The sequence below is a fragment of the Rhizobium sp. rho-13.1 genome, from assembly GCF_007000305.1.
In the GTDB taxonomy this organism is placed as follows: domain Bacteria; phylum Pseudomonadota; class Alphaproteobacteria; order Rhizobiales; family Rhizobiaceae; genus Rhizobium; species Rhizobium rhododendri.
Genome location: NZ_SCFL01000001.1, coordinates 206,753 through 230,281, shown reverse-complemented (window position 1 = coordinate 230,281; position 23,529 = coordinate 206,753). Strand labels below are relative to the sequence as shown.

The 23,529-nt window shown below is 60.5% G+C and carries 22 protein-coding genes; 5 read left to right on the top strand and 17 right to left on the bottom strand.

What is annotated here, in order from left to right; all coding sequences use genetic code 11:
* Nucleotides 1–110: 110 nt before the first annotated feature.
* Both kdsA and EQW76_RS01355 read right to left on the bottom strand, forming a co-directional pair.
* Nucleotides 111–956, bottom strand: coding sequence for a 3-deoxy-8-phosphooctulonate synthase (kdsA, locus tag EQW76_RS01360; protein WP_142822556.1), 846 nt, complete (start codon nt 954–956; stop codon nt 111–113).
* The gene (locus EQW76_RS01355) at nt 953–1,837 is read right to left on the bottom strand and encodes a VOC family protein (RefSeq protein ID WP_142822555.1); all 885 of its coding nucleotides are present in this window, start codon (nt 1,835–1,837) and stop codon (nt 953–955) included. The genes kdsA and EQW76_RS01355 overlap by 4 nt, the downstream gene beginning before the upstream one ends.
* A gap of 165 nt (nt 1,838–2,002) precedes the next feature.
* Here EQW76_RS01355 and lexA point away from each other — a divergent pair, with 165 nt between their 5' ends.
* Nucleotides 2,003–2,722, top strand: coding sequence for a transcriptional repressor LexA (gene lexA, locus EQW76_RS01350; RefSeq protein WP_142822553.1), 720 nt, complete (start codon nt 2,003–2,005; stop codon nt 2,720–2,722).
* Here lexA and EQW76_RS01345 read toward each other — a convergent pair.
* Entirely contained in the window at nt 2,703–5,162 is a 2,460-nt protein-coding gene (locus EQW76_RS01345) for a ComEC/Rec2 family competence protein (protein WP_142822551.1), read from the bottom strand. The genes lexA and EQW76_RS01345 overlap by 20 nt on opposite strands.
* Nucleotides 5,163–5,463: 301 nt before the next feature.
* Here EQW76_RS01345 and gltA point away from each other — a divergent pair, with 301 nt between their 5' ends.
* Nucleotides 5,464–6,753 carry a citrate synthase gene (gene gltA, locus EQW76_RS01340; RefSeq protein ID WP_142822549.1) on the top strand — a complete coding sequence of 430 codons (1,290 nt, stop codon included), beginning with the start codon at nt 5,464–5,466 and terminating at the stop codon, nt 6,751–6,753.
* 32 nt (nt 6,754–6,785) lie between these two features.
* Here the strand turns inward: gltA and lpxB are convergent, their stop codons facing one another.
* From lpxB to EQW76_RS01270, 14 genes are all read right to left on the bottom strand, one after another.
* On the bottom strand, nt 6,786–7,967 hold the full coding sequence (lpxB, locus tag EQW76_RS01335; protein ID WP_142822547.1) for a lipid-A-disaccharide synthase: 1,182 nt from the start codon (nt 7,965–7,967) through the stop codon (nt 6,786–6,788).
* Nucleotides 7,964–8,845: an LpxI family protein gene (locus tag EQW76_RS01330; protein WP_142822545.1), complete on the bottom strand. Its 882-nt coding sequence runs from the start codon at nt 8,843–8,845 to the stop codon at nt 7,964–7,966. Before EQW76_RS01330 ends, lpxB begins: the two co-directional genes overlap by 4 nt.
* A 1-nt stretch (nt 8,846) precedes the next feature.
* Entirely contained in the window at nt 8,847–9,665 is an 819-nt protein-coding gene (gene lpxA / locus EQW76_RS01325) for an acyl-ACP--UDP-N-acetylglucosamine O-acyltransferase (protein WP_142822544.1), read from the bottom strand.
* On the bottom strand, nt 9,662–10,129 hold the full coding sequence (gene fabZ / locus EQW76_RS01320) for a 3-hydroxyacyl-ACP dehydratase FabZ (protein ID WP_142822542.1): 468 nt from the start codon (nt 10,127–10,129) through the stop codon (nt 9,662–9,664). The genes lpxA and fabZ overlap by 4 nt, the downstream gene beginning before the upstream one ends.
* Nucleotides 10,122–11,186, bottom strand: a complete 1,065-nt coding sequence (gene lpxD, locus EQW76_RS01315) for a UDP-3-O-(3-hydroxymyristoyl)glucosamine N-acyltransferase (protein WP_142822540.1) — start codon at nt 11,184–11,186, stop codon at nt 10,122–10,124. The genes fabZ and lpxD overlap by 8 nt, the downstream gene beginning before the upstream one ends.
* Before the next feature lie 52 nt (nt 11,187–11,238).
* Nucleotides 11,239–13,578, bottom strand: a complete 2,340-nt coding sequence (gene bamA / locus EQW76_RS01310) for an outer membrane protein assembly factor BamA (protein ID WP_142822538.1) — start codon at nt 13,576–13,578, stop codon at nt 11,239–11,241.
* Nucleotides 13,579–13,772: 194 nt separating this feature from the next.
* Nucleotides 13,773–14,906, bottom strand: a complete 1,134-nt coding sequence (gene rseP, locus EQW76_RS01305; RefSeq protein ID WP_202617104.1) for an RIP metalloprotease RseP — start codon at nt 14,904–14,906, stop codon at nt 13,773–13,775.
* 24 nt (nt 14,907–14,930) lie between these two features.
* A complete protein-coding gene (locus tag EQW76_RS01300) occupies nt 14,931–15,764 on the bottom strand; it encodes a phosphatidate cytidylyltransferase (protein WP_142822536.1) in 834 nt (277 codons plus the stop codon).
* Complete coding sequence (locus EQW76_RS01295; protein ID WP_142822534.1) at nt 15,765–16,511, bottom strand: isoprenyl transferase; 747 nt, start codon at nt 16,509–16,511, stop codon at nt 15,765–15,767.
* Between the two features lie 44 nt (nt 16,512–16,555).
* A complete protein-coding gene (gene frr, locus EQW76_RS01290; protein WP_142822532.1) occupies nt 16,556–17,116 on the bottom strand; it encodes a ribosome recycling factor in 561 nt (186 codons plus the stop codon).
* Nucleotides 17,117–17,167: 51 nt separating this feature from the next.
* Nucleotides 17,168–17,887 carry a UMP kinase gene (gene pyrH, locus EQW76_RS01285; RefSeq protein ID WP_111215517.1) on the bottom strand — a complete coding sequence of 240 codons (720 nt, stop codon included), beginning with the start codon at nt 17,885–17,887 and terminating at the stop codon, nt 17,168–17,170.
* 98 nt (nt 17,888–17,985) lie between these two features.
* Nucleotides 17,986–18,912, bottom strand: a complete 927-nt coding sequence (gene tsf, locus EQW76_RS01280) for a translation elongation factor Ts (RefSeq protein ID WP_142822530.1) — start codon at nt 18,910–18,912, stop codon at nt 17,986–17,988.
* 268 nt (nt 18,913–19,180) lie between these two features.
* Nucleotides 19,181–19,960: a 30S ribosomal protein S2 gene (rpsB, locus tag EQW76_RS01275; protein WP_142822528.1), complete on the bottom strand. Its 780-nt coding sequence runs from the start codon at nt 19,958–19,960 to the stop codon at nt 19,181–19,183.
* Nucleotides 19,961–20,163: 203 nt separating this feature from the next.
* Nucleotides 20,164–20,994 carry a cell envelope integrity EipB family protein gene (locus EQW76_RS01270; protein WP_142822527.1) on the bottom strand — a complete coding sequence of 277 codons (831 nt, stop codon included), beginning with the start codon at nt 20,992–20,994 and terminating at the stop codon, nt 20,164–20,166.
* A 135-nt stretch (nt 20,995–21,129) separates the two neighbouring features.
* On the opposite strand from EQW76_RS01270, the gene EQW76_RS01265 reads away from it, so the two are divergent.
* Genes EQW76_RS01265 through EQW76_RS01255 form a run of 3 tightly spaced genes read left to right on the top strand, consistent with a single transcriptional unit; the run spans nt 21,130 to nt 23,511 of the window.
* On the top strand, nt 21,130–21,600 hold the full coding sequence (locus tag EQW76_RS01265; protein ID WP_142822525.1) for a RidA family protein: 471 nt from the start codon (nt 21,130–21,132) through the stop codon (nt 21,598–21,600).
* The gene (locus EQW76_RS01260) at nt 21,597–22,334 is read left to right on the top strand and encodes a glycerophosphodiester phosphodiesterase (RefSeq protein WP_142822524.1); all 738 of its coding nucleotides are present in this window, start codon (nt 21,597–21,599) and stop codon (nt 22,332–22,334) included. The genes EQW76_RS01265 and EQW76_RS01260 overlap by 4 nt, the downstream gene beginning before the upstream one ends.
* A complete protein-coding gene (locus tag EQW76_RS01255; RefSeq protein ID WP_142822522.1) occupies nt 22,324–23,511 on the top strand; it encodes a GNAT family N-acetyltransferase in 1,188 nt (395 codons plus the stop codon). Before EQW76_RS01260 ends, EQW76_RS01255 begins: the two co-directional genes overlap by 11 nt.
* Nucleotides 23,512–23,529: the final 18 nt, after the last annotated feature.

Sequence of the window (23,529 nt, the reverse complement as noted above, 5' to 3'; positions counted from 1 at the left end):
CTCTAAATCGAAGGCGTGACAATTACAATGCCATCACGCGCTTCGAATGAGGGAACGTCATAGCCGACTAAACCAAGATCATGTCAGCCTGTTGAACGCTCCCGCAGATGCTAGGCCTTGGCGATGGCGTCGAATGCCAGTAGCTTTTCGAGCAGCTGCGGCATGTCTTTCAGATGCACCATGTTGGGGCCATCGGACGGCGCATGGTCGGGATCCTCGTGGGTTTCGATAAAGACGCCGGCGACGCCGACGGCAACGGCCGCGCGGGCAAGGGTTTCCACGAATTCGCGCTGGCCGCCTGACGATGCGCCCTGGCCACCGGGCTGCTGCACGGAGTGGGTAGCATCGAAGATCACCGGAGCGCCCATCGCCGCCATGATCGGCAGCGAGCGCATATCGGAGACCAGCGTATTGTAGCCGAAGGAGGCTCCGCGTTCGCAGAGCAGGATATTCGGGTTTCCGCTGTCGTTAAGCTTGGCCAGCACGTTCTTCATGTCCCAGGGGGCGAGGAACTGACCCTTCTTGACGTTGATGATGCGGCCGGTCTTGGCGGCAGCGACCAGAAGATCGGTCTGGCGCGACAGGAAAGCCGGGATCTGCAGGACATCCACGGTCTTGGCGACAAGCGCGCACTGCTCTTCCGTGTGGATGTCGGTGAGCACCGGGAAACCGTATTCCTGCTTCAGATCGGCGAAGATCTCCAGAGCCGCTTCCAGCCCAAGGCCGCGCTGGGCGGACAGGGATGTGCGGTTGGCCTTGTCGAAGGACGACTTGTAGACGAGCCCGATACCGAGCGAGGCGCAGAGTTCCTTGAGCTTGCCGGCTATCGTGAAGGCATGGTCGCGGCTCTCCATCTGGCAGGGACCGGCAATCAGCGAGAGGCGCTTGCTGTTGGAGAAAGTGACCTTGCCGGGGCCTTCGCCGGCGACCACGTCCGAATTTGTCGAATGGCTCATGCTGTCTCCTCGAAGGCAAACAATGCCCCCTGCCCGGGAGCGGCCTTCACCAGAATAGTGTTGCTCTTGCGTGTGTAGGTCACGCCGTTACCAGCCAAATGCGCTTCTGTCACGGAAAGATCGCGAACGGCAAAGACGATTGCCCGCCCCCGCAGGCCCGGATCTTCACCGGATGGCGCCACCTCATAGAAGGCCTCCATCCCCTCGCCGCTCAAGATGTCGATTTCCACATTGGCCGACGATGCTGTGATGCCAAAGGAATGCGGAGCGATTGCGGCACCATTGCCAACTTCGCTGATGAGCCCGGAAAACGCCTCCGGACTGGCGGAGGACAGTACAATGCGCGAAATGCCGAGAACGCCGTTCGGATGCCTCTCCAGCGCGCTGCGATCCGTCGGCATCGCATTGATGCGCTCGCAGGTGAAAACGAAGAAATCCGGGGCACGCAAATCTGCAGCGAAGGCAAGTCGAAAGCCGGCGATCGATTCGGACCCGTCCGGCATGCGCAACGGCCTTTCGAACTCGAGGATCTTGCCGCCCGAGACCCCGCTGTCGAGAAAGCGCTGCTGGTCGCTTTCAGCATTGCCGGTTGCGAAGGCAATGGAGGAAAAACCATCGTCGCCGACGCGAAACCGGAAAGCCTGGTCGCGCGCGACGAAGACATTGCCGGCCAGCGCCGACGCCTCGCACTCCGAGAGACTGGCAATGCCGAGTGGCTCGAGATAGGTCTTGTCGGCAAAGAAAACGCAAGCATTTTCAGTACCAAAGGGATGCCGTGCATCGGCAGCGACAGTGAAGCCGACCTTGCTCAGCCGCTGGCGCGCAGAGGCTATATCACAGGTCGGCAGGACCAGATGGTCGATCGGGTAGGCTGCTGTCATGGTTTGTCTCCACCCTGCGAAGCCGTCAGCGACCGCAGCGCGACATGATCTTCCAAAAACGCGATTATTCCAACGGCGTTCACAAAGATTTAGTCACTTGCGGAACACATATGGAACAGATAGTGTCCGTTCTGGCTTTGTTTCGCACTTGGAGCACGAAAAACGATGTTGACGCGCAAGCAACAGGAACTGCTTCTCTTCATTCACGAACGAATGAAAGAGTCCGGCGTGCCGCCTTCTTTCGATGAAATGAAGGATGCGCTGGATCTGGCGTCGAAATCAGGCATCCATCGGCTGATCACGGCGCTGGAGGAACGCGGCTTCATTCGCCGCCTGCCGAACCGGGCGCGTGCCATCGAGGTCATCAAGCTTCCCGAGGCCTATAACCCGAATGCGCAGCCACGGCGCGGCTTTTCGCCGAGCGTCATCGAAGGCAGCCTTGGCAAGACGCCGGCTGTTGCCGCAGCGCCGACAAAGCCCGCAGTCGACGACCGCAGCGGCTCCGTCTCGCTGCCGGTCATGGGCCGAATCGCTGCCGGTGTTCCCATTGCCGCGATCCAGAACAACACCCACGACATCATGGTTCCAGCCGACATGGTCGGCGCCGGCGAGCATTACGCGCTCGAGGTGCGAGGCGATTCGATGATCGAGGCCGGCATCTTCGACGGCGATACGGTGATCATCCGAAATGCCAGTACGGCGAGCCCCGGCGACATCATCGTCGCCCTCGTCGATGACGAGGAGGCCACGCTCAAGCGCTTTCGCCGCAAAGGTGCCTCCATTGCACTCGAGGCAGCCAACCCGGCCTACGAGACCCGCATCTTCGGCCCGGACAGGGTGAAGATCCAGGGGCGGCTTGTCGGCCTCATCCGCCGGTATCACTGACCGGTGACGTGGCGTCGGTACCGGTGAAAGCGGGCTTTCGCCAGTCGTAGGCTCGATGCCTCTCCCATGGACGGTCAAGGGCGCTGAACGCGGTGATGAACTCTGGCTTAGGAGAGCTTAAGTTGACCTCTATGGAACCTGTTTTGCGTAACGAAGCGCCGGTGTAGAGCACTGCACCGGACCGACAGCGATCAAGGCGAAGTTTGACCGGCGTGATGACAATGTCGGCGGTATCGCAGGCCGGCCCCAGATAAGCCGCGTCGGAGATAGTCACCAGCATCGCGCCCGTCTCGAGCATGGCAACGCACCAATCGCGACCATGGCAGGCAAACCCGCCGTCGACCGCATTGTCCAGAGCAGTTTCCATTGCTGACCGCAATGTGGCCTGATGCTCCGCATCCATACGGGTCGAGGGGCGGCCACGAACGGAATGGGACGGGGTCGAGTTGTCCGGCGGCAGCATTTGCGGCGGCGTATCCTCTGACACCAGCAGGGCTCGCTTCCATTGCTGATAGATAAAATCCGGGGGGCGTTCGCGGTTGCGCTCGAGGCGCCCCTGCCGGAACAGGGCGACGAGTTCGCCATCCTCCGAAATCAGCAGTTCCGATTTCTGGAGAGACGGTTGGAAGGCGGCGAAGGTCACCGAGGCTGCAATCAGCAACGCGCCGGCATGGCGCATAGGCGTCCGCAGCACCGTCATCAGCAGGAAGCCGGCAATAATGGTCGGGAAAAGTCCGGCAGGCAGGCGCGCGAAGGGCACATTGCCACCCCATGCCGCCACCGTCTTTGCGATGACCATGACGATATCGAGTCCCCACCCGGTGACTAGCCAGAATACGCCGTCTAGGCCGAAAGGCATCATCAGCATGGCAAGCATGCCGATCGGCATGACGATGAATGACACCACCGGCATGGCGGCAAGGTTGGCAACGAGGCCATAGGTCGCCAGCCTGTGAAAATGCTCAATCGAAAAGATCGCCGTCGACGCGCCGCCGATGAACGATGTCATGGCGACGCCTGTGAAGAAGCGGCTGACCGCCCGCACCGGCATCGGTGCCCGGAAAGCGGCAAACCGCCGCTCGCGGGGCGGACGTCCCTTCCATAGCGAATAGCCGGATACAAGGGCGATGGTCGCCGCATAGGACATCTGGAAACTCGGGCCGAGGATCTGCGACGGCGAGAGCACCAGGATGGCGATGGCCGATAGGGCGACATTGCGCAGGCTGAAGGATGGTCTGTCGAACAGCACCGCGACCAGCATGATCGCCATCATGATGAAGGCCCGTTCGGCCGATACCCCGAAGCCGGAAATGAAATAATAGGCGGTGACGGTGATCAGCGCACCGACGGCTGCAATTTTCTTGGTCGGAAAAGCCTGCGCCAATCCGGGAAACAGGCTCAGTACATGCCGGAGGCCGACATAGAAGATACCGGCCGACAAAGCCATATTCAGTCCCGAGATGGCGATGATATGGGCGAGGCCGGACACCCTTAGGGCATCCGTCGTTTCCGGCGAAATCGCCCGACGTTCGTCGTTGACCAGCGAAGCCGCGAAGGCGCCGGTGTCGCCGGGCAGGATCGAGCGGATTCGGTCTCCGATATGGCCGCGCAGCCCAGTCAGCCAGCGGTCGATCCTTTGGAGCGTGGTTCGCTCGCTGGTGTCGTCGACGCTGGCCATCATCAGTTGCGGCGTACCGTAGAAGAAACCGTTGGCACCGGTGCCTTCGAAATAGGCAGTGAACGCAAAATCGTGGAGGCCGGGCAGCGCAGGGCCTGCTGGCGGGCTTAACCGGGCCCTGCCCTCAACCACATCTCCGAGTTCGAACGGTACATCCTGGCCGCGCACAAGAAGGGATATCTGCTCCGGTGGCCGCCGAACGACAGGCGCGTCTGTCGCCAGCAGATCCAGCACGTAGCGCCACCGCCCTTTATCGTCCACTTCGCGGCGCTGAACTTGGCCGGTGATGGTGGTGGTCACGGGCGAGTCCAGCATGATCGTCGAGGCCCGCCACGTCTCCCACTCAGCGAGAAGCATGCCGAGCAGGCCCAGCGCCGCAGCGAACGCCAGATGCCGCAGCATCGGGCTCAGATTGTGTTTCAGGAGGCAAACGGCGGCGAGCACGAGGAAGCCCGCCGCAATGCCCGTCAGCGGCGGATTGCCCGGCAACTCGAACCAGATAATCGCGCCGCAGCCGATATAGACGGGCGCAAACAGCATCGCGCGACCGTGGGCGGCCTCTTCCGCAAGCATGCCGGCGGTAGCGATTCGCCACCCGTTGAGCGAAAGGGCAGCGCGCTTCGGCCACGGCACGGCGTGTTGCGTGCGGGCAGGCATCCGTCCAAGCTTGGCAACGGCGTTGACAGTGGCGCGCGACCGCTCGGCGAGGCCGAGAAATACCTGGCGGTGACCTTGCCTCTCGCGCGCGTCCAACTCTGCCATTCGCCCGTCAGCCCTGCCCGCAATCGTCAAGCTCGGGGTATTTTTGCAACCTTTGCTCGAATAATTCAACTAAAATCGATTGAAATGCCTGCCGTAGGAAGGTCGCTTCTGGAATGCCGAAGAACGTGCTTTAAAGGCATCGCAATCATGGCGCAGGCGCTGCCCAAAAGTTGATACCGCGATGCACAAATACCGGTCAGGGTAACTTGGCATTAGCGTCTGGATCATATAGCTAATCTTTAGACGCTTAACCCTTTGGTGCTTTTTTAAGGCACCAACCCGCCAAATCTTGGAGGCTCTCATGACGGAACAAAGCGCGAAACTGACCTGGGGTGATAAGACTGTCGATCTGCCGGTGAAGGCCGGTACCATCGGCCCGAGCGTCCTCGACATTGGCGCACTCTACAAGAATACCGCTTCCTTCACCTACGACCCCGGCTTCACCTCGACCGCATCGTGCGAATCCAAGATCACCTATATCGACGGTGACGAAGGCGTTCTGCTGCATCGCGGCTACCCCATCGAGCAGCTGGCTGAAAAGGGTGACTTCCTGGAAGTCTGCTACCTGCTTCTCTACGGCGAACTGCCGACGGCTGCCCAGAAGAAGGATTTCGACGACCGCGTCGTTCATCACACGATGGTGCATGAACAGATGACGCGCTTCTTCACCGGCTTCCGCCGCGATGCACATCCCATGGCTGTGATGTGCGGTTGCGTTGGTGCGCTGTCGGCCTTCTATCATGATTCAACCGACATCACGGATCCGCACCAGCGCATGGTCGCGAGCCTCAGGATGATCGCCAAGATGCCGACGCTTGCCGCGATGGCGTACAAGTATCATATCGGCCAGCCTTTCGTGTATCCGAAGAACGATCTCGACTATGCGTCGAATTTTCTGCGCATGTGTTTTGCTGTTCCTTGCGAAGAGTTCGAAGTCAATCCGGTTCTCGCCCGTGCGATGGACCGCATCTTCATCCTGCACGCCGATCACGAGCAGAACGCCTCGACATCGACGGTCCGCCTCGCCGGCTCTTCGGGCGCAAACCCGTTTGCCTGTATCGCGGCCGGCATCGCCTGCCTCTGGGGCCCTGCCCACGGCGGCGCCAACGAAGCTGCCCTGATGATGCTGCAGGAAATCGGCACTGTCGATCGCATCCCCGAGTACATCGCTCGCGCCAAGGACAAGAACGATCCTTTCCGCCTCATGGGCTTTGGCCACCGCGTCTACAAGAACTACGATCCGCGCGCCAAGATCATGCAGAAGACGATGTATGAGGTGCTGGAAGCGACCGGCAATGCCGGCGATCCGCTGATGCAGGTTGCCCTGGAGCTCGAAAAGATCGCTCTGAACGACCCCTACTTCATCGAAAAGAAGCTGTATCCGAACGTCGACTTCTATTCGGGCATCACCCTGCGCGCGCTGGGCTTCCCGACGGAAATGTTCACCGTCCTGTTCGCACTCGCGCGTACCGTCGGCTGGATCGCTCAGTGGAACGAGATGATCGAAGATCCGCAGCAGCGCATCGGCCGTCCTCGCCAGCTCTACACGGGCGAACCGAAGCGCGATTACACACCGGTCGACGGCCGCTAAAAAGCGTCTTCGGCTTCATAAAAAAAACCCGCTCAGGAATGGGCGGGTTTTTTGTTGTCCAGAACTTCGAGCACGATGGATGCAGCTTTTTCGCCGGGTGGGATCTCGGTCTGCATCCGGTGCCAGACGAGGTCGAAGCCCTCGATCATCGCGCGGCGCTGCTGGGTGTCGCTCGACAGGCGTTCCAGCCAGCGGGACAGCAGCCCCGGCAGCAGCATCTCGTTGATCTGCTCCGGCACGATGACATAATCGGCGATCAGGTTGGGCAGCGCAGCGGTCCATGTCTTTATCCGCTTGTGCAGCAGCTTGACGATGAAATCCGTGCTGTAGGTCGAGATGACCGGCACACCCGTCAGGCCGAGTTCCAGAATCACTGTCCCCGACGCCGCCATCGCTGCATCGGCTGACGCGAAGGCCTGCCACTTGGCAGCAGTCCCGACGACGATCTCGGGCTTGATCTCCCAATCCGCAACCAGCTTGCGAACCAAATCTTCGCGTCGGGCGACTGTCGGCATGACGAATCGCATGTTTTTATTACGCCGGCTAAGCTCATCGACAGTCCGGCGAAAGAACGGTATCAGGTGATTTATTTCGGACGACCGTGAGCCGGGTAATAATAATATGGTTCGCGTGTCGGCCTGGTCGAGGGGCGGACGAATAGCCCGCTGCTGGCGCGCGTCGACCAGACCGGCATCCGTCACCAGGCGGTGACCGACGTAGGTCGTCGGCGGCCCGCCGAGACGTTTCATGACTTCCGGCTCGAACGGCAGGACAGCCAGGACGTGATCGACGTAAGCGAGCATCGCTGTGGCGCGATATTCTTTCCAGGCCCAGACGCTCGGGCAAACATATTGGACAATCGGCAGGTCGGGCAGCGCCTTGCGAACCCGCTTGGCCACCCGGTGGGTAAAATCCGGGCTGTCGATGATCACGAGAACATCGGGCCTTGCGGCGATGATGGCCTTTGCCGTTTCGCCGATAAGGGCAATCAGCCGCGGCAACTTGGCGATCACCTGGGTGAACCCCATCAGCGACAGTTCGGAGAAATCGTACAGCGACTTCAGGCCTTGCGCCTCCAGTCCGTCGCTACCGACGCCGACGAGCTCGAGCGGTCGCGTCGTCTGCAGGCGCAGGGCAGCAACGAGATCGGCGCCCAGCAGATCGCCGGAGACTTCCCCGGCAATGATGGCGACCTTCAGGGGCGCATTGTTCACTGGAGACCTCCTGCAGGCAGGCCGCGGTCGATGCCGAACAAAAACAGGCCGGCCTCATTGGCTGCGTCGATCGTTGCCTTGCGCTCGAGTATCAGCGCACGCCCGGCCTCGACAGCGACGCCACCGAGACCAGCAGCCTTGGCGTTGAGGATGGTCGATACGCCGATGGAGGGCAGATCGGCGCGCAGGTCCTGCTGCGGCTTGCAAAGCTTCACCAGCACGCCCCGTCGGCGGTGCGATATGCGTCCCGCTGCTCGCAGGCCTGCGACGCGCTCGATCATCTGGTCCGTGCCCTCGACGCCCTCGAGCGCGACGATGCGTCCGCCGACGCTGACAGCGCCCTGTCCCACATCCAGCATGCCGAGCGCATCGGCTGCCCTGGCTGCTTGTTTGATGTCTCGCATGTCATCCTCGGACGGTGCATGGCTGCCAAGCGTGCCGGTTGTCGCCAGCAGATCGGGGGCGATGTCGTGGGCACCGATGACCTTGCGGCCTTTGACCTCGAGCAGGCCGATCACCATCTTCAGCACGGTATCGTCTCCGCCGGACAGCAGCGTCTTGACCACTCGCGGCATTCGCACCAACGATTGCCAGGTTGGCCGTATCTCGCACCATTCCGGGCGCCGGGCAACGCTGCCTGACATCACGATACGGCGCACATCGTAGCGATCGAAAAGCGCCTCGAATCCCTTGAAGTCACCGACGCCGAGCAGCGCGTGGTCGTAGTCGCTCCAGTCGCGGAGAACCTCGTCCTTCAATACGACGATAACCGGGTTTTCGCCCGCCTGTCGGGCGGCCTCGGCGAGATAAGCTGGCAGAAAGCCGCTGCCGGCGATGATCGCCAGGCGCCCCTTGCCGTCGTTCCCGCTATCGTCCACGTCAGTTCTTGTTGCCGCGATGCGGCGACGAAAGGGCGCGATCGCTATCAGCGGCGATAAAGTCGAGGATTTCCATCACCTCGGCGCAATCGGCAAACTCGGTGCGGATTGCAGCCGCATTTTCGCGGATCGAACCCTCGCCCTCGAACACCGCCTTGAAGGCGCGACGGACCATATGAATGATCGGCCGCTCGATACCCGCACGCGTCATACCGACGACGTTAAGGCCGCCCAATATCCCGGGGTTGCCGTTCAGCATGCCGTAGGGGATGACATCGTAATTGACTGCCGAGAGACCACCGATGAAAGCCTGGCGGCCGATGCGGGTGAACTGATGCACGGCGCAGCCTCCGCCCAGGATGGCGCGGTCGCCGATCACCACATGGCCTGCAAGCATGACGTTGTTGGACATGATCACGTTGTTGCCGACCCGGCAATCATGGGCGACGTGCGAGTTGGCGAGAAACAGGTTGTTGTTGCCGACAATCGTCTCGCCGCCAAATTCAGCCGTGCCAGCGTTCATCGTCACGCCCTCGCGGATCGTGCAGTTGTCGCCAACCGTCAGGCTGGTGTCCTCGCCGCCGTGATGGACACTCTGCGGATCACCGCCGACGACGGCCATGGGGAAGATTTTGCAGCCTTTGCCGAGGGTCGTGCGGCCGGTGACGACAGCATTGTTGAAAAGCTGGACATTGTCACCCAGCACGACCTTGTGTCCGACGAAGCAGAAAGGCCCGATAGAGACGCCCTCGCCCAGCACGGCGCCATCTTCGACGATGGCCATCGGGTGGATAATGGCGCTCTTTGCTATTCCGCTCATGATTCTTCCTTGCGCACGATCATCGCGCCGATATCGGCCTCGGCAACCTTGGTGCCGTCAACTTTTGCATCACAATGAAACTTCCAGATATTGCCACGCTGGCGCTGTTTCACAACGTGAAACTCAACGCGGTCGCCAGGCACGACCGGCTTGCGGAAGCGCGCATTGTCGATGGTCATGAAGTAGACGAGGCTGCCACTCTGGCCTTCCTTGCGGGCGCAGATAGCGCCGGCGGTCTGGGCCATGCCTTCGATCAGCAGGACGCCAGGCATGATCGGCTGATCCGGAAAATGCCCAGTGAAATGCGGTTCGTTGGCGGTGACGTTCTTGATCCCAATTGCGGAGTTGTCGCCATCGATCTCGATGATCTTGTCAACGAGGAGAAACGGATAGCGGTGCGGCAGCAATTTCATGATCTCGAGAATATCGGCCGATCCGAGCTCGGTCCCGGGGTGATCAGTCATCCTTGCCATCCCGTGCCTTCTTGCGGCTTCCAATCTTAGCCATGGTCTCCGCCATCTCCCTTAGAAAATCCTTGATCGGCCGCGCCGGAACGCCGCCGTAGCGACCACCAGGCGCCAGATCGAATATAACGCCGCTACCGGCAGCAAGTTGCGCACCGTCTCCGACATGGATGTGACCGGCAACCCCGGCCTGTCCGCCGATCTGTACGCCGTCGCCGATGCGAGCGCTGCCGGCGATGCCGACCTGGCTGACAATCGCTGTATGGCGCCCTATGCGGACGTTGTGGCCGATCTGCGCCTGATTGTCGATCTTCGTTCCTTCGCCGATGACGGTGTCGTCCATCGTCCCGCGGTCGATCGTCGTGTTGGCGCCGATCTCGACGTGATCCTGGATGATGACGCGCCCGACCTGGACGATCTTCAGCATGCCGGCCGGACCGGGGGCATAGCCGAAACCATCCTGGCCGATGCGCGCACCGTTATGAATGATGACGTTGTTGCCTACATAGGCACAAAGAACGCTGGCCCCAGCACTGATCGAGCAATTCCGGCCAATCTTGACGCCAGCGCCGATAATGGCACCTGCGCCGATCCGCGTCCCCGCGCCGATCTCGGCATCTGCCCCGATAACCGCCATCGGCTCGACCAGCACACCGGCCTCGAGCCGTGCGGTGGGATCGACGAAAGAGGACGGCGAGATGCCGCTCTCAGCTGTGCCGACTGTTACGGCCCGCATTGCAGCAGGGTGCAGCAAGGCACCGGCAATGGCGAAGGCAGCATGGGGCTTTGAGGATAGTATGATCGGCACGTGTTGCGGAATGATCGACTGCATCGACGCATCGCAGATGATGGCGGAGGCTTTGCAGGTCTTCAACTCATCCATGTTCTTGCGGGAAAGAATATAGCAAACGTCGCCTTCAGCTGCCCGGTATACGGGGGCTACAGAACGAACGACACGGTCTGAAAACTTCTCATCGGCAACAACCGCCCCAAGATGATTGGCCAGCTCCCGAAGGCTGACCCCAGCATGGGGCGGGAAAAAACGGTTATGTTCCATAAACAACAGCTCCAGGACGGTATTCTAACCCGTGGGTCTGGGCCTGCCGATATCAGAACTGGTTGGCAATGCCAAACCGGAACTGCTGAACCTTGTCGTAACTCTGCTTCATGACAGGCTGCGCATAGTCGACGCGCAGCACACCGAAGGGCGAGGCCCAGATGATGCCGAGGCCGAGCGATGCACGGATCGAGCTATCGCTGTTGACGCTATCGCCAGAGGTGTCGACCTTGTTACCCGTGAGGGTACCAGCGTCGGCAAAGGCTGCAGCGCGCAGGCCGATGTCCTGCGGAACGCCAGGCATTGGAACGCTGGCTTCAGCAGAGGCCGTGAAGTATGTCGTGCCGCCCAACGGGTCCTTGTCGCCATTCGATGTGCGTGGGCCAATACCCGTGTTCTCGAAGCCGCGGATTTCACGACCGCCGATCTGGAACTGGTCGAAGACGTTCAGCTTGCCGTTCGTAGGCAGCACGTAGCCGGCACCGAGCGTCAGAGATCCGATGATGTCGGCTTCGTCGCTCAGCGTCTTAACGAAGCGCGCCTTGCCGCTGATCTTGTAGAAGTTCGAGTCGCCGCCGAGGCCTGCAAACTCATGCGTCAGCTTGGCGATGATACCGTCGCGAGGAAGGTTCTGATCGTCGAGCGTGTTGTAGGTGAATGTCTGCGACACCGACGACTGCGTCCAAGGACCGTCGTTGATGAGGTTCTGGTACGTGTTTGACAGGTGATCTTCCCAGTCATTGGTACCCTTATAATCGATATGCTTGTAGTTGTAGCGAAGGGTCGTGGCCAGGTCTTCGGTGATCGGCGCGGTCACGCGGAGCGAGAAGCCGGCTTCGCTGTAGTCGTAGTAATCGTCGCTCGACGTCTGGTTCTTGAAGATGTCGAAACCAGCGGCCAGGCGGTAGCCGAGGAAATAGGGCTCGGTGAACGAGATGTTGTAGGTGCGCGAGCCTTCTGTGCCGGCGCCCGCAGCGATGCGGATGTACTGGCCGCGACCGAGGAAGTTCTTTTCCTCGACGGAGGCTTCGAGCAGGATCCCGCCGTTGTTGCCGACAGAGTAGCCTGCACCGACGCCGAACGAACCGGTCGACTGGTCGATCACGTTGACGACGATGACGACGCGGTCAGGCGCGCTGCCCGGTGCCGTCGTGATGTTGACGCTCGTGAAATAACCGAGAGCATCGAGGCGACGCTTGGCGCGGGTGATCATTTCCTGATTGAACGCATCGCCTTCGTTCAGGTCGAATTCGCGACGGATGACGTAATCGCGGGTGCGGGTGTTGCCGCGGATTTCGATGCGCTCGACATAGGCGCGTTCACCCTGGTCGACCAGATATTCCACAGCGATCGTGTTGTTCTGGAAGTTGCGCGTGCCACGCGGCGTGACGCGGGCAAAGGGATATCCAGCAGCAGCAACGCGCTTGGAGATCGCCTCGATCGACTTCTGGATGTTCTTGGCGTTGTAGACTTCGCCGGTAGACGTTGAGATCAGGCCCTTGAGTTCGTCGGCATTGACGCCGTCGACCGTCGACACGACAGAGATGTCGCCGAAGGTGTAACGAGGACCTTCCTCGACAGCAAAGTTCATGGTGTAGGCGTTTGTCTGCTCGTCCAGCGTCGCGTCCGAGGACACGATGCGGAAGTCGGCATAGCCGTGATTGTAATAGAACTGGCGCAGCGTGTCTTCGTCGGCATGCTGCTTGTCGGCGCTGTAGACGTCCTTGCGGGTCAGGAACGACAGGAAGTTGGTCTTCTTCGTCGCGATAACCGACGCAAGGCGACCATCGCCATAGGCCTGGTTACCCGTGAAGTTGATCTTGTCGATCTTCGTACGGTCGCCTTCGTTGACGACAAAAGCGATGTTGACGCGGCCGGGGGCCACGTTGACGACCTGCGTCGTCACGGTCACTTCGTTGCGACCGATGACTGCGTAGGCTTCCTTGATGGTCTTGATATCGTCATTGACGATGTTCTGATCGAAAGGACCCGAAGCATGCGTCTTGACGACGCCCTGCAGCTTGTCATCCTTGATCTTGCGATTGCCGTTGAAAACCACCGCGTTGACGATCTGGTTTTCCTTGACGGAAACGACGAGCGTGCCGCCGGAAACATTGATGTGGACGTCGGAGAAGTAACCCGTCGCGTAAAGCTGCTTTACGGAGTCATCGACGTCGGAACTGGTGAAACTAACACCGGGCTTGATCGTTATGTTGTCGCGAACAGCGTCCGCGCCAGAGCGGGATGCCCCGCGAACGTCGACCTTCTGGATGACAGCTGCTTCCGCGACAGAGGCGGATGCAAGGGTAAGGACGCCTGCGCCCGAAGCAACAATACCAGCAGACAGCGCAACCGCCGATACTGCGTTCAAAAACTTTGAACCAGCCTTCATGTACTTCTTACCTTTTCTCAGTCGTTCCTGATGTCGAGCAAACTCGATTCCGGCCACGTGTGTCGTTTTACCCGCTTTTAGCCTACAAGCAAGCGCGCGGGTTAATTTCTGTTTACTTCATTTGGAAACGTGTCTCATTCGCCACTACAGCTTTGAAACATCGTAAATAAAGCATTATTTCCGCTGTCCTGCCCTCATCCGATCAGGGCGCTGATATCGTTCCAGGTTGCGAAAACCATCAACGACAACACCATGAACAAACCGATGCGGAAAGCGACATCCTGCGCGCCGGCCCCAAGCGGTTTTCCCCTTACCGCCTCAATCGCATAGAACATCAGGTGGCCGCCATCAAGTACCGGTACAGGCATTAGGTTCAACAACCCAATGGAAACCGACAGAACGGCAGCCAACTGTAGCACGGCTGCAATACCCAGCGACGCCATCTGGCCGGAGGCCTGGGCGACGCGGATGGGGCCGCCGAGCTGATCCGCCTTCATGTAGCCGCCAAGAAGATTGCCGATATATTCGAACGTTCCGGTGACGATGTGCCCCGTCTGCCTCACACCTTCGGCCACTGCGCCGAGTGGTGTGAAGCTTTCCTTGCGAAAATGGCCCATCTCCTGGTTGGTGACGATGCCGATGATGCCGACTTCCATCTTGTTGCCGAACTGGTCGGTCATGACGGTCGAAAGCGGAACCATCGGGAAGTCGCGTTTTTCGCCACGCCGTTCGACGGTCACGACAATGTTGCGGCCCGGGCGGATGCTGACATAGCGGCGAACGTCGTCGAATGTCGTGACCTTGTCGCCGTCAATTGCCACAAGGAGGTCGCCTGGCTCGATCCCCGCCTGGGCGGCCGCGCTATCCGGCTTGACCTCAGCTACCACAGGGTCGGCAACCTGGCGGCCGTATATGGCAAACAGGACGGAGAAGATGGCAATCGCCAGAATAAAATTGGCAATGGGACCAGCTGCCACCGTGGCGGCACGCTTCCAGAGCGCGGCACCGACGAAGGACTGGGCACGTTCGGCCTCGCTCATGGCGTAGACCGCATCGATGTCCGGCTTGCTGGAGGCGTCCTGGTCACCGAAGAATTTTACATAGCCGCCGAGCGGGATTGCCGAGAGTTTCCAGCGGGTGCCGTGGCTGTCCGTATAGCCGGCAATCTCCGGGCCGAACCCGACGGAGAATGCCAGGATGCGGATGCCGGACCATCGGCCGACGAGGTAGTGGCCCATCTCATGGACGAACACCAGCAGCGATAGCACCAGCACGAAGGGCAGGATGTAGCCTACGAGGAAGCTGACGATGCTCATTATGCTGCCCATGAACGTATCCTGTATGTTTTGATTTCAGACACCCAGCAATACGCCGCCCAAGGACGACATCTCGCCTCCCGCCATCAACGACAGCACGATAGCCAACAAGAAGCCTGCAAAACAAGCGAAAACGAGGCCGTCGGCACGATCCATCACGCCACCATGTCCGGGAATGATATGGCCGGAGTCCTTGACGCCGAAACGACGCTTGATGAAGGACTCGAAGAGGTCGCCAGCCTGGCTGCAGACCGACAGCAGGAGAGCCACCAGTACCACCCGGAGCCCTGTGCCGGGGAAGAAGCACCAGACGACTGCCGGGCCTATGATCACAGCCGCAAGAGTGCCGCCTGCGGCTCCGGACCACGTCTTGCCGGGGGAAATGCGCGGCGCAAACTTCGGCCCACGCAGCGCGCGGCCGACGAAGTAGGCAAGGATGTCGGTTGCCCAGACGGTCGCAAAAATGAACAGCATCAATACGAAGCCGAGGAAGTCGTCGTCGCGGATTTCCGACATGGCGATGACCGTCAGGCCCGCGTAGACGATGCCGGCCGGCAACCACCAGCTTTTTTTTCGGGCCGCAACGAGGCCCATGCCGAGGACCGTGAAAAGCAGCAGCGCGCCGACCGCATAGACCGATTCTCGCGCCAGCGTGGCGATGACAATGACGACGACCGCGAGCCAGCCTAGGGCAGCTCCCGGAAAGTCGCGATCTCGCAGGCCGGTGATGGTCGACCACTCGTAGTAGATGAGGAGCCCTATGACCGATGCCAGCAGCCGGAACGCCGAGCCGCCGTGCCAGGTGGCCAACAGGACCACGACTGCCATGACGACGCCCGATATAATTCGAAGCCTGAGTTCGCGGCTCATTTAGAGACCCACGGCGGCGGTCGGCTTGGCCGACAGGGCCCCGAAGCGGCGATCACGGGCGGCGTAGCGCTCGAGTGCGGACAGGAACAGGGCGCGGCTGAAATCCGGCCAGTAGTCCGGCACAAACATGAACTCGGAATAGGCAGCCTGCCAGAGCAGGAAGTTGGAGAGCCGCTCCTCGCCGCTGGTGCGGATGATGAGGTCAGGGTCGGGAATTCCGGCCGTATCCAGCCGCCCGTCGATCAGTGCCGCCGTAATATCCTGCGGCCGCAAGCGTCCCGCCTCGACATCCTTGGCAAGACTGACAACGGCGCGGGCGATTTCGTCGCGGGAGCCATAATTGAAGGCGATGACCAGCGTCAGCGCTGTGTTATTCTTGGTTGTCTCTTCGGCTTCGATCAACAGCGGCAGGATGTCGCCCCGCAGGTTCTGGCGATCGCCGATAACGCGGATGCGGACATTCTGCCGGTGTAACTCGCTGAGGTCGCGACGGATGAATGCCTTCAGAAGCCCAAGCAGGTCCGTGACCTCGGCCTCTGGGCGGCGCCAGTTTTCCGAAGAAAATGCGAACAGCGTCAGGTACTTGATACCAACATCGCCAGCAGCGCGCACGGTCTCGCGGACTGCGTCGACGCCCTTGCGATGCCCCATGGTGCGCGGCAGGCCGCGCGCACTGGCCCAGCGGCCGTTGCCGTCCATGATGATGGCGACGTGCTCGGGGACTACCATAAGGCTAGACTCTGACATGGGTATCCAGTTCGTTCGACGGCAGGACGCTGGTTCGTGCAGACCTAAACCTGCATGATTTCCTTTTCCTTATCGATGAGCAAGCGGTCGATGTCGGAAATCGAGTCATCCGTCATCTTCTGCACGCGGTCCGATTTGGCGCGGGTTTCGTCCTGGCCGAGAGCCCCGTCCTTTTCGGCCTTCTTCAGGCCATCCATGCCATCGCGGCGGACGTTGCGAATCGCAACCTTGGCCTTCTCGGCATATTCGTGGGCAACCTTGACCAGCGAGCGGCGACGCTCCTCGTTGAGTTCCGGCAGCGGAATGCGCAGGTTCTGGCCATCCATGATCGGGTTCAGGCCGAGGTTGGATTCGCGAATGGCGCGATCGACGGCGCTCACCATGGACTTGTCCCAGACAGAGACTGAGAGCATGCGGGGTTCCGGAATGGTGATGTTGGCGACCTGGTTCAGCGGCACGCGCGAACCGTATGCATCGACCGTTACCGGATCGAGGATGTTTGCCGACGCACGGCCGGTGCGCAGCGAGGCGATGTCGCCCTTGAAGGCGGAAATCGCGCCGTCCATTCGGCGCTTGATTTCGTTGAGGTCGGTGTTGCCACTCATGTCTTTACTCCCGTCGTCAATGCGGCGTCGATCCACGACGCCATGAGATCGTCAGTTGTCGGATACGACGGTCTTGTAGCCGCCGCCGGTCAAAATCTGGGCGAAACCGCCCTTTTCATGGATCGAAAATACTATGATCGGGATGGAATTCTCGCGCGCCAGTGCGACGGCGGCGACATCCATCACGGCCAGACCCTTTTCCAGCACCTGGCTGTGGGTCAGATGTTCGAAACGGGTAGCGTCCGGCACCTTCTTCGGATCGGCCGAATAGATGCCGTCGACCTGCGTGCCCTTGAAGATCGCCTGGGCGCCCATTTCCGCCGCGCGCAAGGCAGCAGCCGAATCGGTGGTGAAGAACGGATTGCCGGTGCCACCAGCAAAAATCACGACGCGGCCGAGCGACAGATGATAGAGCGTGGCGCGCTGCGAAAAGCTCTCGCAGATTTCAGGCATGGCGATAGCTGACAGCACCACGGTGTCGATTCCAAGCTTGCGCAAGGAAGTCGCCAGCGCCAGCGCGTTGATGACGGTTCCCAGCATACCCATGTGGTCGCCGGTGACGCGGTCACCGCCTTTGGAGGCCACGGCGACGCCGCGAAAGATGTTTCCGCCGCCGACAACCACGCCGACTTCGACGCCCATGTGGCAGGCTTCGGCAATGTCTGAGGCAATCCGGTCGGCAACTTCGACATCGATGCCAAAGCCCTGTGTCCCCATCAGAGCTTCACCAGACGCCTTCAGCAAGACGCGCTTGTAAATCGGCTCGGACATGGTTGCTCCTAAGATTGATCGTAAAAAGCCGGATACACGAAGGGCATCGCGTTGTCACGCGATGCCCTCTGGTTTTCCCGCAGTAAGCAGACCGACGATCAGCCCTTGGCGACGGCAGCGACTTCAGCTGCGAAGTCAGTCTCTTCCTTCTCGACGCCATCGCCGAGCAGGAGGCGTGCCATGCCGGTGATCTCGATCGGCGCGCCGACTGCCTTTTCGGCTTCCTTGATGGCAGCGCCGACCGTCAGGTCAGGATTGATGACGAAAGCCTGCGACAGAAGAGCGACTTCCTCGAAGAACTTGCGCATGCGGCCATCGACCATCTTTTCGATGATGGCTTCCGGCTTGCCGGATTCGCGAGCCTGTTCGATGAACACGTTGCGTTCGCGTTCAGCAACAGCAGCATCGACGTCTTCAGGACGCAGGGCGAGCGGTGCCGTGGCAGCGATGTGCATGGCAACCTGGCGACCGATGGCATTCAGCGCATCCTTGTCACCGGTCGATTCCAGCGCAACGAGAACGCCGAGCTTGCCGAGGCCGTCGGAGACTGCATTGTGGATGTAGGTCGAGACGACGCCCGACTTGACCGACAGCAGAACCGTGCGACGCAGATTCATGTTCTCGCCGATCGTCCCGATGGCATCCTTGATGGTGTCGGCGACGGACTTCTCAGAATCTGGATAGGTCGCAGCGGCAACGGCTTCGACCGAACCGTCGGTCGTCAGGGCGACCTTGGCGATGTTGCGGACGATACCCTGGAAGGCATCGTTGCGGGCAACGAAGTCGGTTTCGGAGTTGACTTCGACGACAACGGCCGATGTGCCGGCGCTGGCAACGCCGATGAGGCCTTCGGCAGCCGTGCGGCCAGACTTCTTGTCAGCCTTGGAGATGCCCTTGGCGCGCAGCCAGTCGATCGCGGCTTCCATGTCGCCGGCGGTCTCGGTGAGTGCCTTCTTGCAGTCCATCATGCCTGCGCCGCTCTTTTCGCGCAGTTCCTTTACCAGTGCAGCCGTGATTTCAGCCATTATTTGCCTCTTGTCGGTTGGTATGGTGCGCTGACGGCATCAGCCGGCGCGGCACCCGGTTTGAGGGACGAAATGTACCCCTATGCATGACAGCGTTATGAAAGCGCGCCACACGGAATGATTTTCAAACGATAGCAATCGGTGGATCTACGCCGAATGCCTTCGCCTGAAACAGGTAAGGCCGCTGAAACTTGCTCAAGTCACCAACGGCCTTATCTGAATTTCAGTCGCGGCCAGGCAGATTTTCATCCGCCTGCCGCTTGGTCAATCAAGCCTGCGGAGCAGGAGCAACTTCTTCTTCCAGGGTCGGCTCGAGCGGTGCTTCGAAAGCAGCGCCGAGATCGCGGCCGGACGAGCCCTGCTGACGGGCGATGCCGTCGATGGCAGCGCGCGAGATCAGTTCGCAATAGAGCGAGATGGCGCGCGAGGCGTCGTCGTTGCCCGGTATCGGATAATCGATCTGATCCGGATCGCAGTTCGAGTCGATGATCGCAACAACCGGGATGCCGAGACGCTTTGCTTCGTCGATGGCAATCTTTTCCTTGTTGGTGTCGATGATGAACATCAGGTCAGGTGTGCCGCCCATGTCGCGGATACCGCCGAGAGCCTTGTCCAGCTTTTCGCGTTCACGCTCAAGGTTGAGGCGTTCCTTCTTGGTGAAGCCCTGGGCGTCGCCGTTGAGGATTTCGTCGAGCTTGCGAAGGCGCTGGATCGAATTGGAGATGGTCTTCCAGTTCGTCATCATGCCGCCGAGCCAACGCGAGTTAACGTAATACTGAGCAGAACGCTTCGCGCTGTCAGCGATGATTTCAGACGCCTGGCGCTTGGTGCCGACGAACAGGACGCGGCCGCCACGGGCAACGGTGTCGCTGACAACCTGCAGGGCGCGGCTGAGCAAAGGAACGGTCTGCTGAAGGTCGATGATGTGGATGTTGCTGCGGTCGCCAAAGATGTATGGCTTCATCTTTGGGTTCCAGCGGTGTGTCTGGTGGCCGAAGTGAACGCCGGCTTCGAGAAGCTGGCGCATAGAAAAATCGGGCAATGCCATGCCTGGGTTACTCCTTATCCGGTTGAACCTCCGCAAGGCGAACAGCATCTTCTAGGAAGATACCACCGGGTGGAACGGTCCGGATTTCTCCCGGACAATCCCTTGCCTCACGTGTGGAATGAGGTGCCCATACTCTTCCCAGAGCAGAAAGGCAAGCAGTGTCGTTAAAATTACGCTAGCCCAGGACCTCGCATGCCAAAGGCCTACTTGCAGGCTTTGGCGTCCAGCATTTCGAGCTTGGTCAACTTTCCAGTCAAAACGAAATCGCCATAGTCCATCGTCAGGTCGCGGGTGATGCCGTTTTCGTAGAGCTTGAATGACATGCGGTAGACGGGCGTGGCGTCTCCATGGGCCTTCTCGTTGAAGTATGCGACCGTCACAGGCCAGAACGGCGTCTTAGCAAAGGCACCCGCCTTGTCGGCGTCCGTTGTGTCGCCGGCCTTGGGCGTTTCAGCCTTGCCGACCACGGTGGTTGCGGCCAGCGAGCGATCGCCATCGTCCGACCCGTCGAACACGTGGGCCTCAAAGAAGGTCTTGCCGAGCTTGGCGTTGTGGATGATGTCCAGCATATGCTCGGTCGGGAAGCGGCTCTCGGCCAGATCGATCTGCTTGGCAGACGGCTGCGCCAGATCGACCTTGACGCCCTTGGCGCTGTCGGCGGCGGCGCCACGGACATCCTTGTCCAGTGCGTCGTCGGTAAACGACTTGGTCTCGAACTTGAAGATCCGCTTGGTCAGGTCCTCGAAGGTCGTCGTCTGCTGGTCGCTCATGCGGGTCGCGTCGCCGGTGTCGATCTGGGTCACGAACCGGAAATTGGTGGTGAAGCCGGAGCAGTCAGAACCGGTGAATTCATAGACCATGCGACCGTACATGCCGGCGATACCGGAGCGATCCGTGGCATCCTTGAGTTCGAGATCGTAGATCGCACGATGGGCCACCAGCCCGCTCGGACCGGCTGCCTGCGCCGTTGCAAAAGACAGGCAAAGAGCGCCTGTACTGCCAAGGAGAACCGCGGCAAGACTCGAACGGAACATGCATTATCTCCTGTTGGACTCGCACACGATGTTATAAGAACGCTTTCGGTTAAACAAAGGCAAGCGCCCGCACATTGCGCGGATTGAGCCTTGATGACGGATTTTTGACGAAGTTACAACAAACGGGAGACGAAAATGTCCGACGAGATCAATGCCCGCCTGAGCCAGCTGGGCATCACCCTGCCCCAGGCGGCAGCGCCAGCCGCCAACTATGTTCCCTACGTCATCAGCGGCAACATGCTTACCATATCGGGCCAGTTGCCGATGGAAAACGGCAAGGTCGCCGTCACCGGTCATCTCGGCCGAAACGTCGATGTCGCCACCGGTCAGCGGGCGGCGGAGCTTTGCGCCATCAATATCCTGTCGCAGGCGAGTGCTGCCCTCGGCGGCGATCTCGGCCGTATCAAGCGGCTGATCAAGCTCAACGGCTTTGTCGCCTCCGTCCCTGAGTTCGGCGAGCAGCACCTTGTCATCAACGGTGCCTCCAACCTGCTGGCAACCGTGCTCGGCGATGCCGGCAAGCATGCCCGCGCAGCCGTCGGCATGGCTGCCTTGCCGTTCAACGCCGCCGTCGAAATCGATGCCATCATGGAAATCGGCGAATGAGCGAGATCGCCTGGCTCACCGCGCAACCGGTTGCCCATCGCGGGTATCACGACATGAACAAGACTGTCTGGGAGAATACGCTTTCGGCATTCTCCCGTGCTATCGAGGCCGGGTTTGCGATCGAGTGCGACCTGCACTACGCCGCCGACGGCGTCCCGGTGGTCTTCCACGACGACGACCTGCAGCGGCTCTGCAACCTGCCGGGCGCGCTGCGCGACCGCAGTTCGCAGGAACTCGGTCTGCTCTCGGTCGGAGGCACAAAAGACCGCATCCCAACGCTTAAACAGCTGCTGCAGCTCTGCGACGGGAAGGTGCCGCTGGTACTCGAACTGAAAGGCAAGGCGGGCGAGGATGCAGGTTTCGCCGAGACCGTGCTCGAGGTTCTCGAAGGTTACAAGGGCCATGTCGCACTGATGAGCTTCGATCACTGGCTGCTCAAGGATCTGAAGGCGCTGAAGCCGCCCTACCCGGTTGGCCTCACCGCCGATGGTTTCAAGCCTGAGACGTTTTTTGCCCATGACGAAGCCATGCAACTGGGTCTAGACTTCATCTCGTATTTTCACGGCGACCTGCCGAACGATTTCGTGACGGCGCAGCGCCAGCGCGGCATACCGGTCATCACCTGGACCGTGCGCGACGAGGCGGGAATCAAGCGTACGCTCGCCAACGCCGACCAGATGACCTTCGAAGGTTTTGACCCCAGGGAAAGCCCTATCCTCATCCATGACAGATGAACTGATCTTTCGCGCCGAACAGTCGTTCAAATCCATCTCTCCGGAGAGTTGGTCCCGGCTTGCCGGGGCCTCGCGGTCCGGCAGCATCCTGCCCTACAATCCCTTCGTGTCGCATGCCTATCTCTCGTCACTGGAGGAATCCGGGTCGGCGACCGAGAGGACGGGCTGGCTCGGGCACCATCTTTTGCTGGAAAAACCAGATGGCACCTTGCTCGGCGCCGTCGCCGGATATCTGAAAAACCATAGCCAGGGCGAATACGTCTTCGACCAGGGTTGGGCCGATGCTTTCGAGCGGGCCGGCGGTTCCTATTATCCCAAGCTGCAATGCGCGGTGCCCTTTACGCCGGCAACCGGGCCACGGCTGCTGGTGGCCGAAGGCCATGATCGCGACATGCTGCAGCCGGCACTGGCCGAGGGCCTCAAGGAAGTCACGCGGCAGATCGGTATTTCGTCGGCACACATCACGTTCCTGCCGAAAGCCGAGGTGGAACTGTTCGAGACGGATGGCTACCTTCACCGCACCGACCAGCAGTTTCACTTCATCAACAATGGCTATGCAAACCACGATGCGTTTCTCGAAACGCTCGCCTCGCGCAAGCGCAAGGGGCTGAAGAAAGAACGGCGGGCGGCACTCGAAGGCGGCATCACCATCGACTGGCTGACCGGCAAGGACCTCACCGAGGATATCTGGAATCAGTTCTTTGCCTTCTACATGGACACCGGCAGCCGCAAATGGGGCCGGCCCTACCTCACCCGCAAATTCTACTCGCTGATCGGCGAACGGATGGCCGACGACATCCTGCTGATCATGGCCAAGCGCGACGGCCGCTATGTTGCCGGCGCCATCAACTTCATCGGCGGCGATGCGCTCTACGGCCGCCATTGGGGCTGCATCGAGGATCACCCCTTCCTGCATTTCGAGGTCTGCTACCACCAGGCCATCGATTTCGCGCTTGCCAAGGGGCTGCAGCGGGTCGAAGCGGGAGCACAGGGAGAGCACAAGCTGGCGCGCGGCTACCTGCCCGTCACCACACACTCGGCACATTTCATCGCCCATCCCGGCCTCCGTCGGGCCGTCGGCGACTATCTGGAGCGCGAGCGGCAGGAGGTGGAGCAGATGGGCGAGATCCTTGCCGAGCACAGCCCCTTCCGAAAGGGCGAGCGGCAGGATAACTGAGCGCAGCCAAGACAGCAG

Excerpts from the sequence above, each read along its gene's own strand:
- EQW76_RS01300 (WP_142822536.1), bottom strand. The coding sequence starts at position 15,764 with ATGAGCCGCGAACTCAGGCTTCGAATTATATCGGGCGTCGTCATGGCA.
- lpxD (WP_142822540.1), bottom strand. The coding sequence starts at position 11,186 with ATGGAACATAACCGTTTTTTCCCGCCCCATGCTGGGGTCAGCCTTCGG.
- pyrH (WP_111215517.1), bottom strand. The coding sequence starts at position 17,887 with ATGTCCGAGCCGATTTACAAGCGCGTCTTGCTGAAGGCGTCTGGTGAA.
- lpxA (WP_142822544.1), bottom strand. The coding sequence starts at position 9,665 with ATGAGCGGAATAGCAAAGAGCGCCATTATCCACCCGATGGCCATCGTC.
- frr (WP_142822532.1), bottom strand. The coding sequence starts at position 17,116 with ATGAGTGGCAACACCGACCTCAACGAAATCAAGCGCCGAATGGACGGC.
- lexA (WP_142822553.1), top strand. The coding sequence starts at position 2,003 with ATGTTGACGCGCAAGCAACAGGAACTGCTTCTCTTCATTCACGAACGA.
- rseP (WP_202617104.1), bottom strand. The coding sequence starts at position 14,906 with ATGGGCAGCATAATGAGCATCGTCAGCTTCCTCGTAGGCTACATCCTG.
- EQW76_RS01265 (WP_142822525.1), top strand. The coding sequence starts at position 21,130 with ATGTCCGACGAGATCAATGCCCGCCTGAGCCAGCTGGGCATCACCCTG.
- bamA (WP_142822538.1), bottom strand. The coding sequence starts at position 13,578 with ATGAAGGCTGGTTCAAAGTTTTTGAACGCAGTATCGGCGGTTGCGCTG.
- kdsA (WP_142822556.1), bottom strand. The coding sequence starts at position 956 with ATGAGCCATTCGACAAATTCGGACGTGGTCGCCGGCGAAGGCCCCGGC.
- gltA (WP_142822549.1), top strand. The coding sequence starts at position 5,464 with ATGACGGAACAAAGCGCGAAACTGACCTGGGGTGATAAGACTGTCGAT.
- EQW76_RS01270 (WP_142822527.1), bottom strand. The coding sequence starts at position 20,994 with ATGTTCCGTTCGAGTCTTGCCGCGGTTCTCCTTGGCAGTACAGGCGCT.
- EQW76_RS01295 (WP_142822534.1), bottom strand. The coding sequence starts at position 16,511 with ATGTCAGAGTCTAGCCTTATGGTAGTCCCCGAGCACGTCGCCATCATC.
- EQW76_RS01260 (WP_142822524.1), top strand. The coding sequence starts at position 21,597 with ATGAGCGAGATCGCCTGGCTCACCGCGCAACCGGTTGCCCATCGCGGG.
- EQW76_RS01345 (WP_142822551.1), bottom strand. The coding sequence starts at position 5,162 with ATGGCAGAGTTGGACGCGCGCGAGAGGCAAGGTCACCGCCAGGTATTT.
- fabZ (WP_142822542.1), bottom strand. The coding sequence starts at position 10,129 with ATGACTGATCACCCCGGGACCGAGCTCGGATCGGCCGATATTCTCGAG.
- EQW76_RS01355 (WP_142822555.1), bottom strand. The coding sequence starts at position 1,837 with ATGACAGCAGCCTACCCGATCGACCATCTGGTCCTGCCGACCTGTGAT.
- tsf (WP_142822530.1), bottom strand. The coding sequence starts at position 18,912 with ATGGCTGAAATCACGGCTGCACTGGTAAAGGAACTGCGCGAAAAGAGC.
- EQW76_RS01255 (WP_142822522.1), top strand. The coding sequence starts at position 22,324 with ATGACAGATGAACTGATCTTTCGCGCCGAACAGTCGTTCAAATCCATC.
- rpsB (WP_142822528.1), bottom strand. The coding sequence starts at position 19,960 with ATGGCATTGCCCGATTTTTCTATGCGCCAGCTTCTCGAAGCCGGCGTT.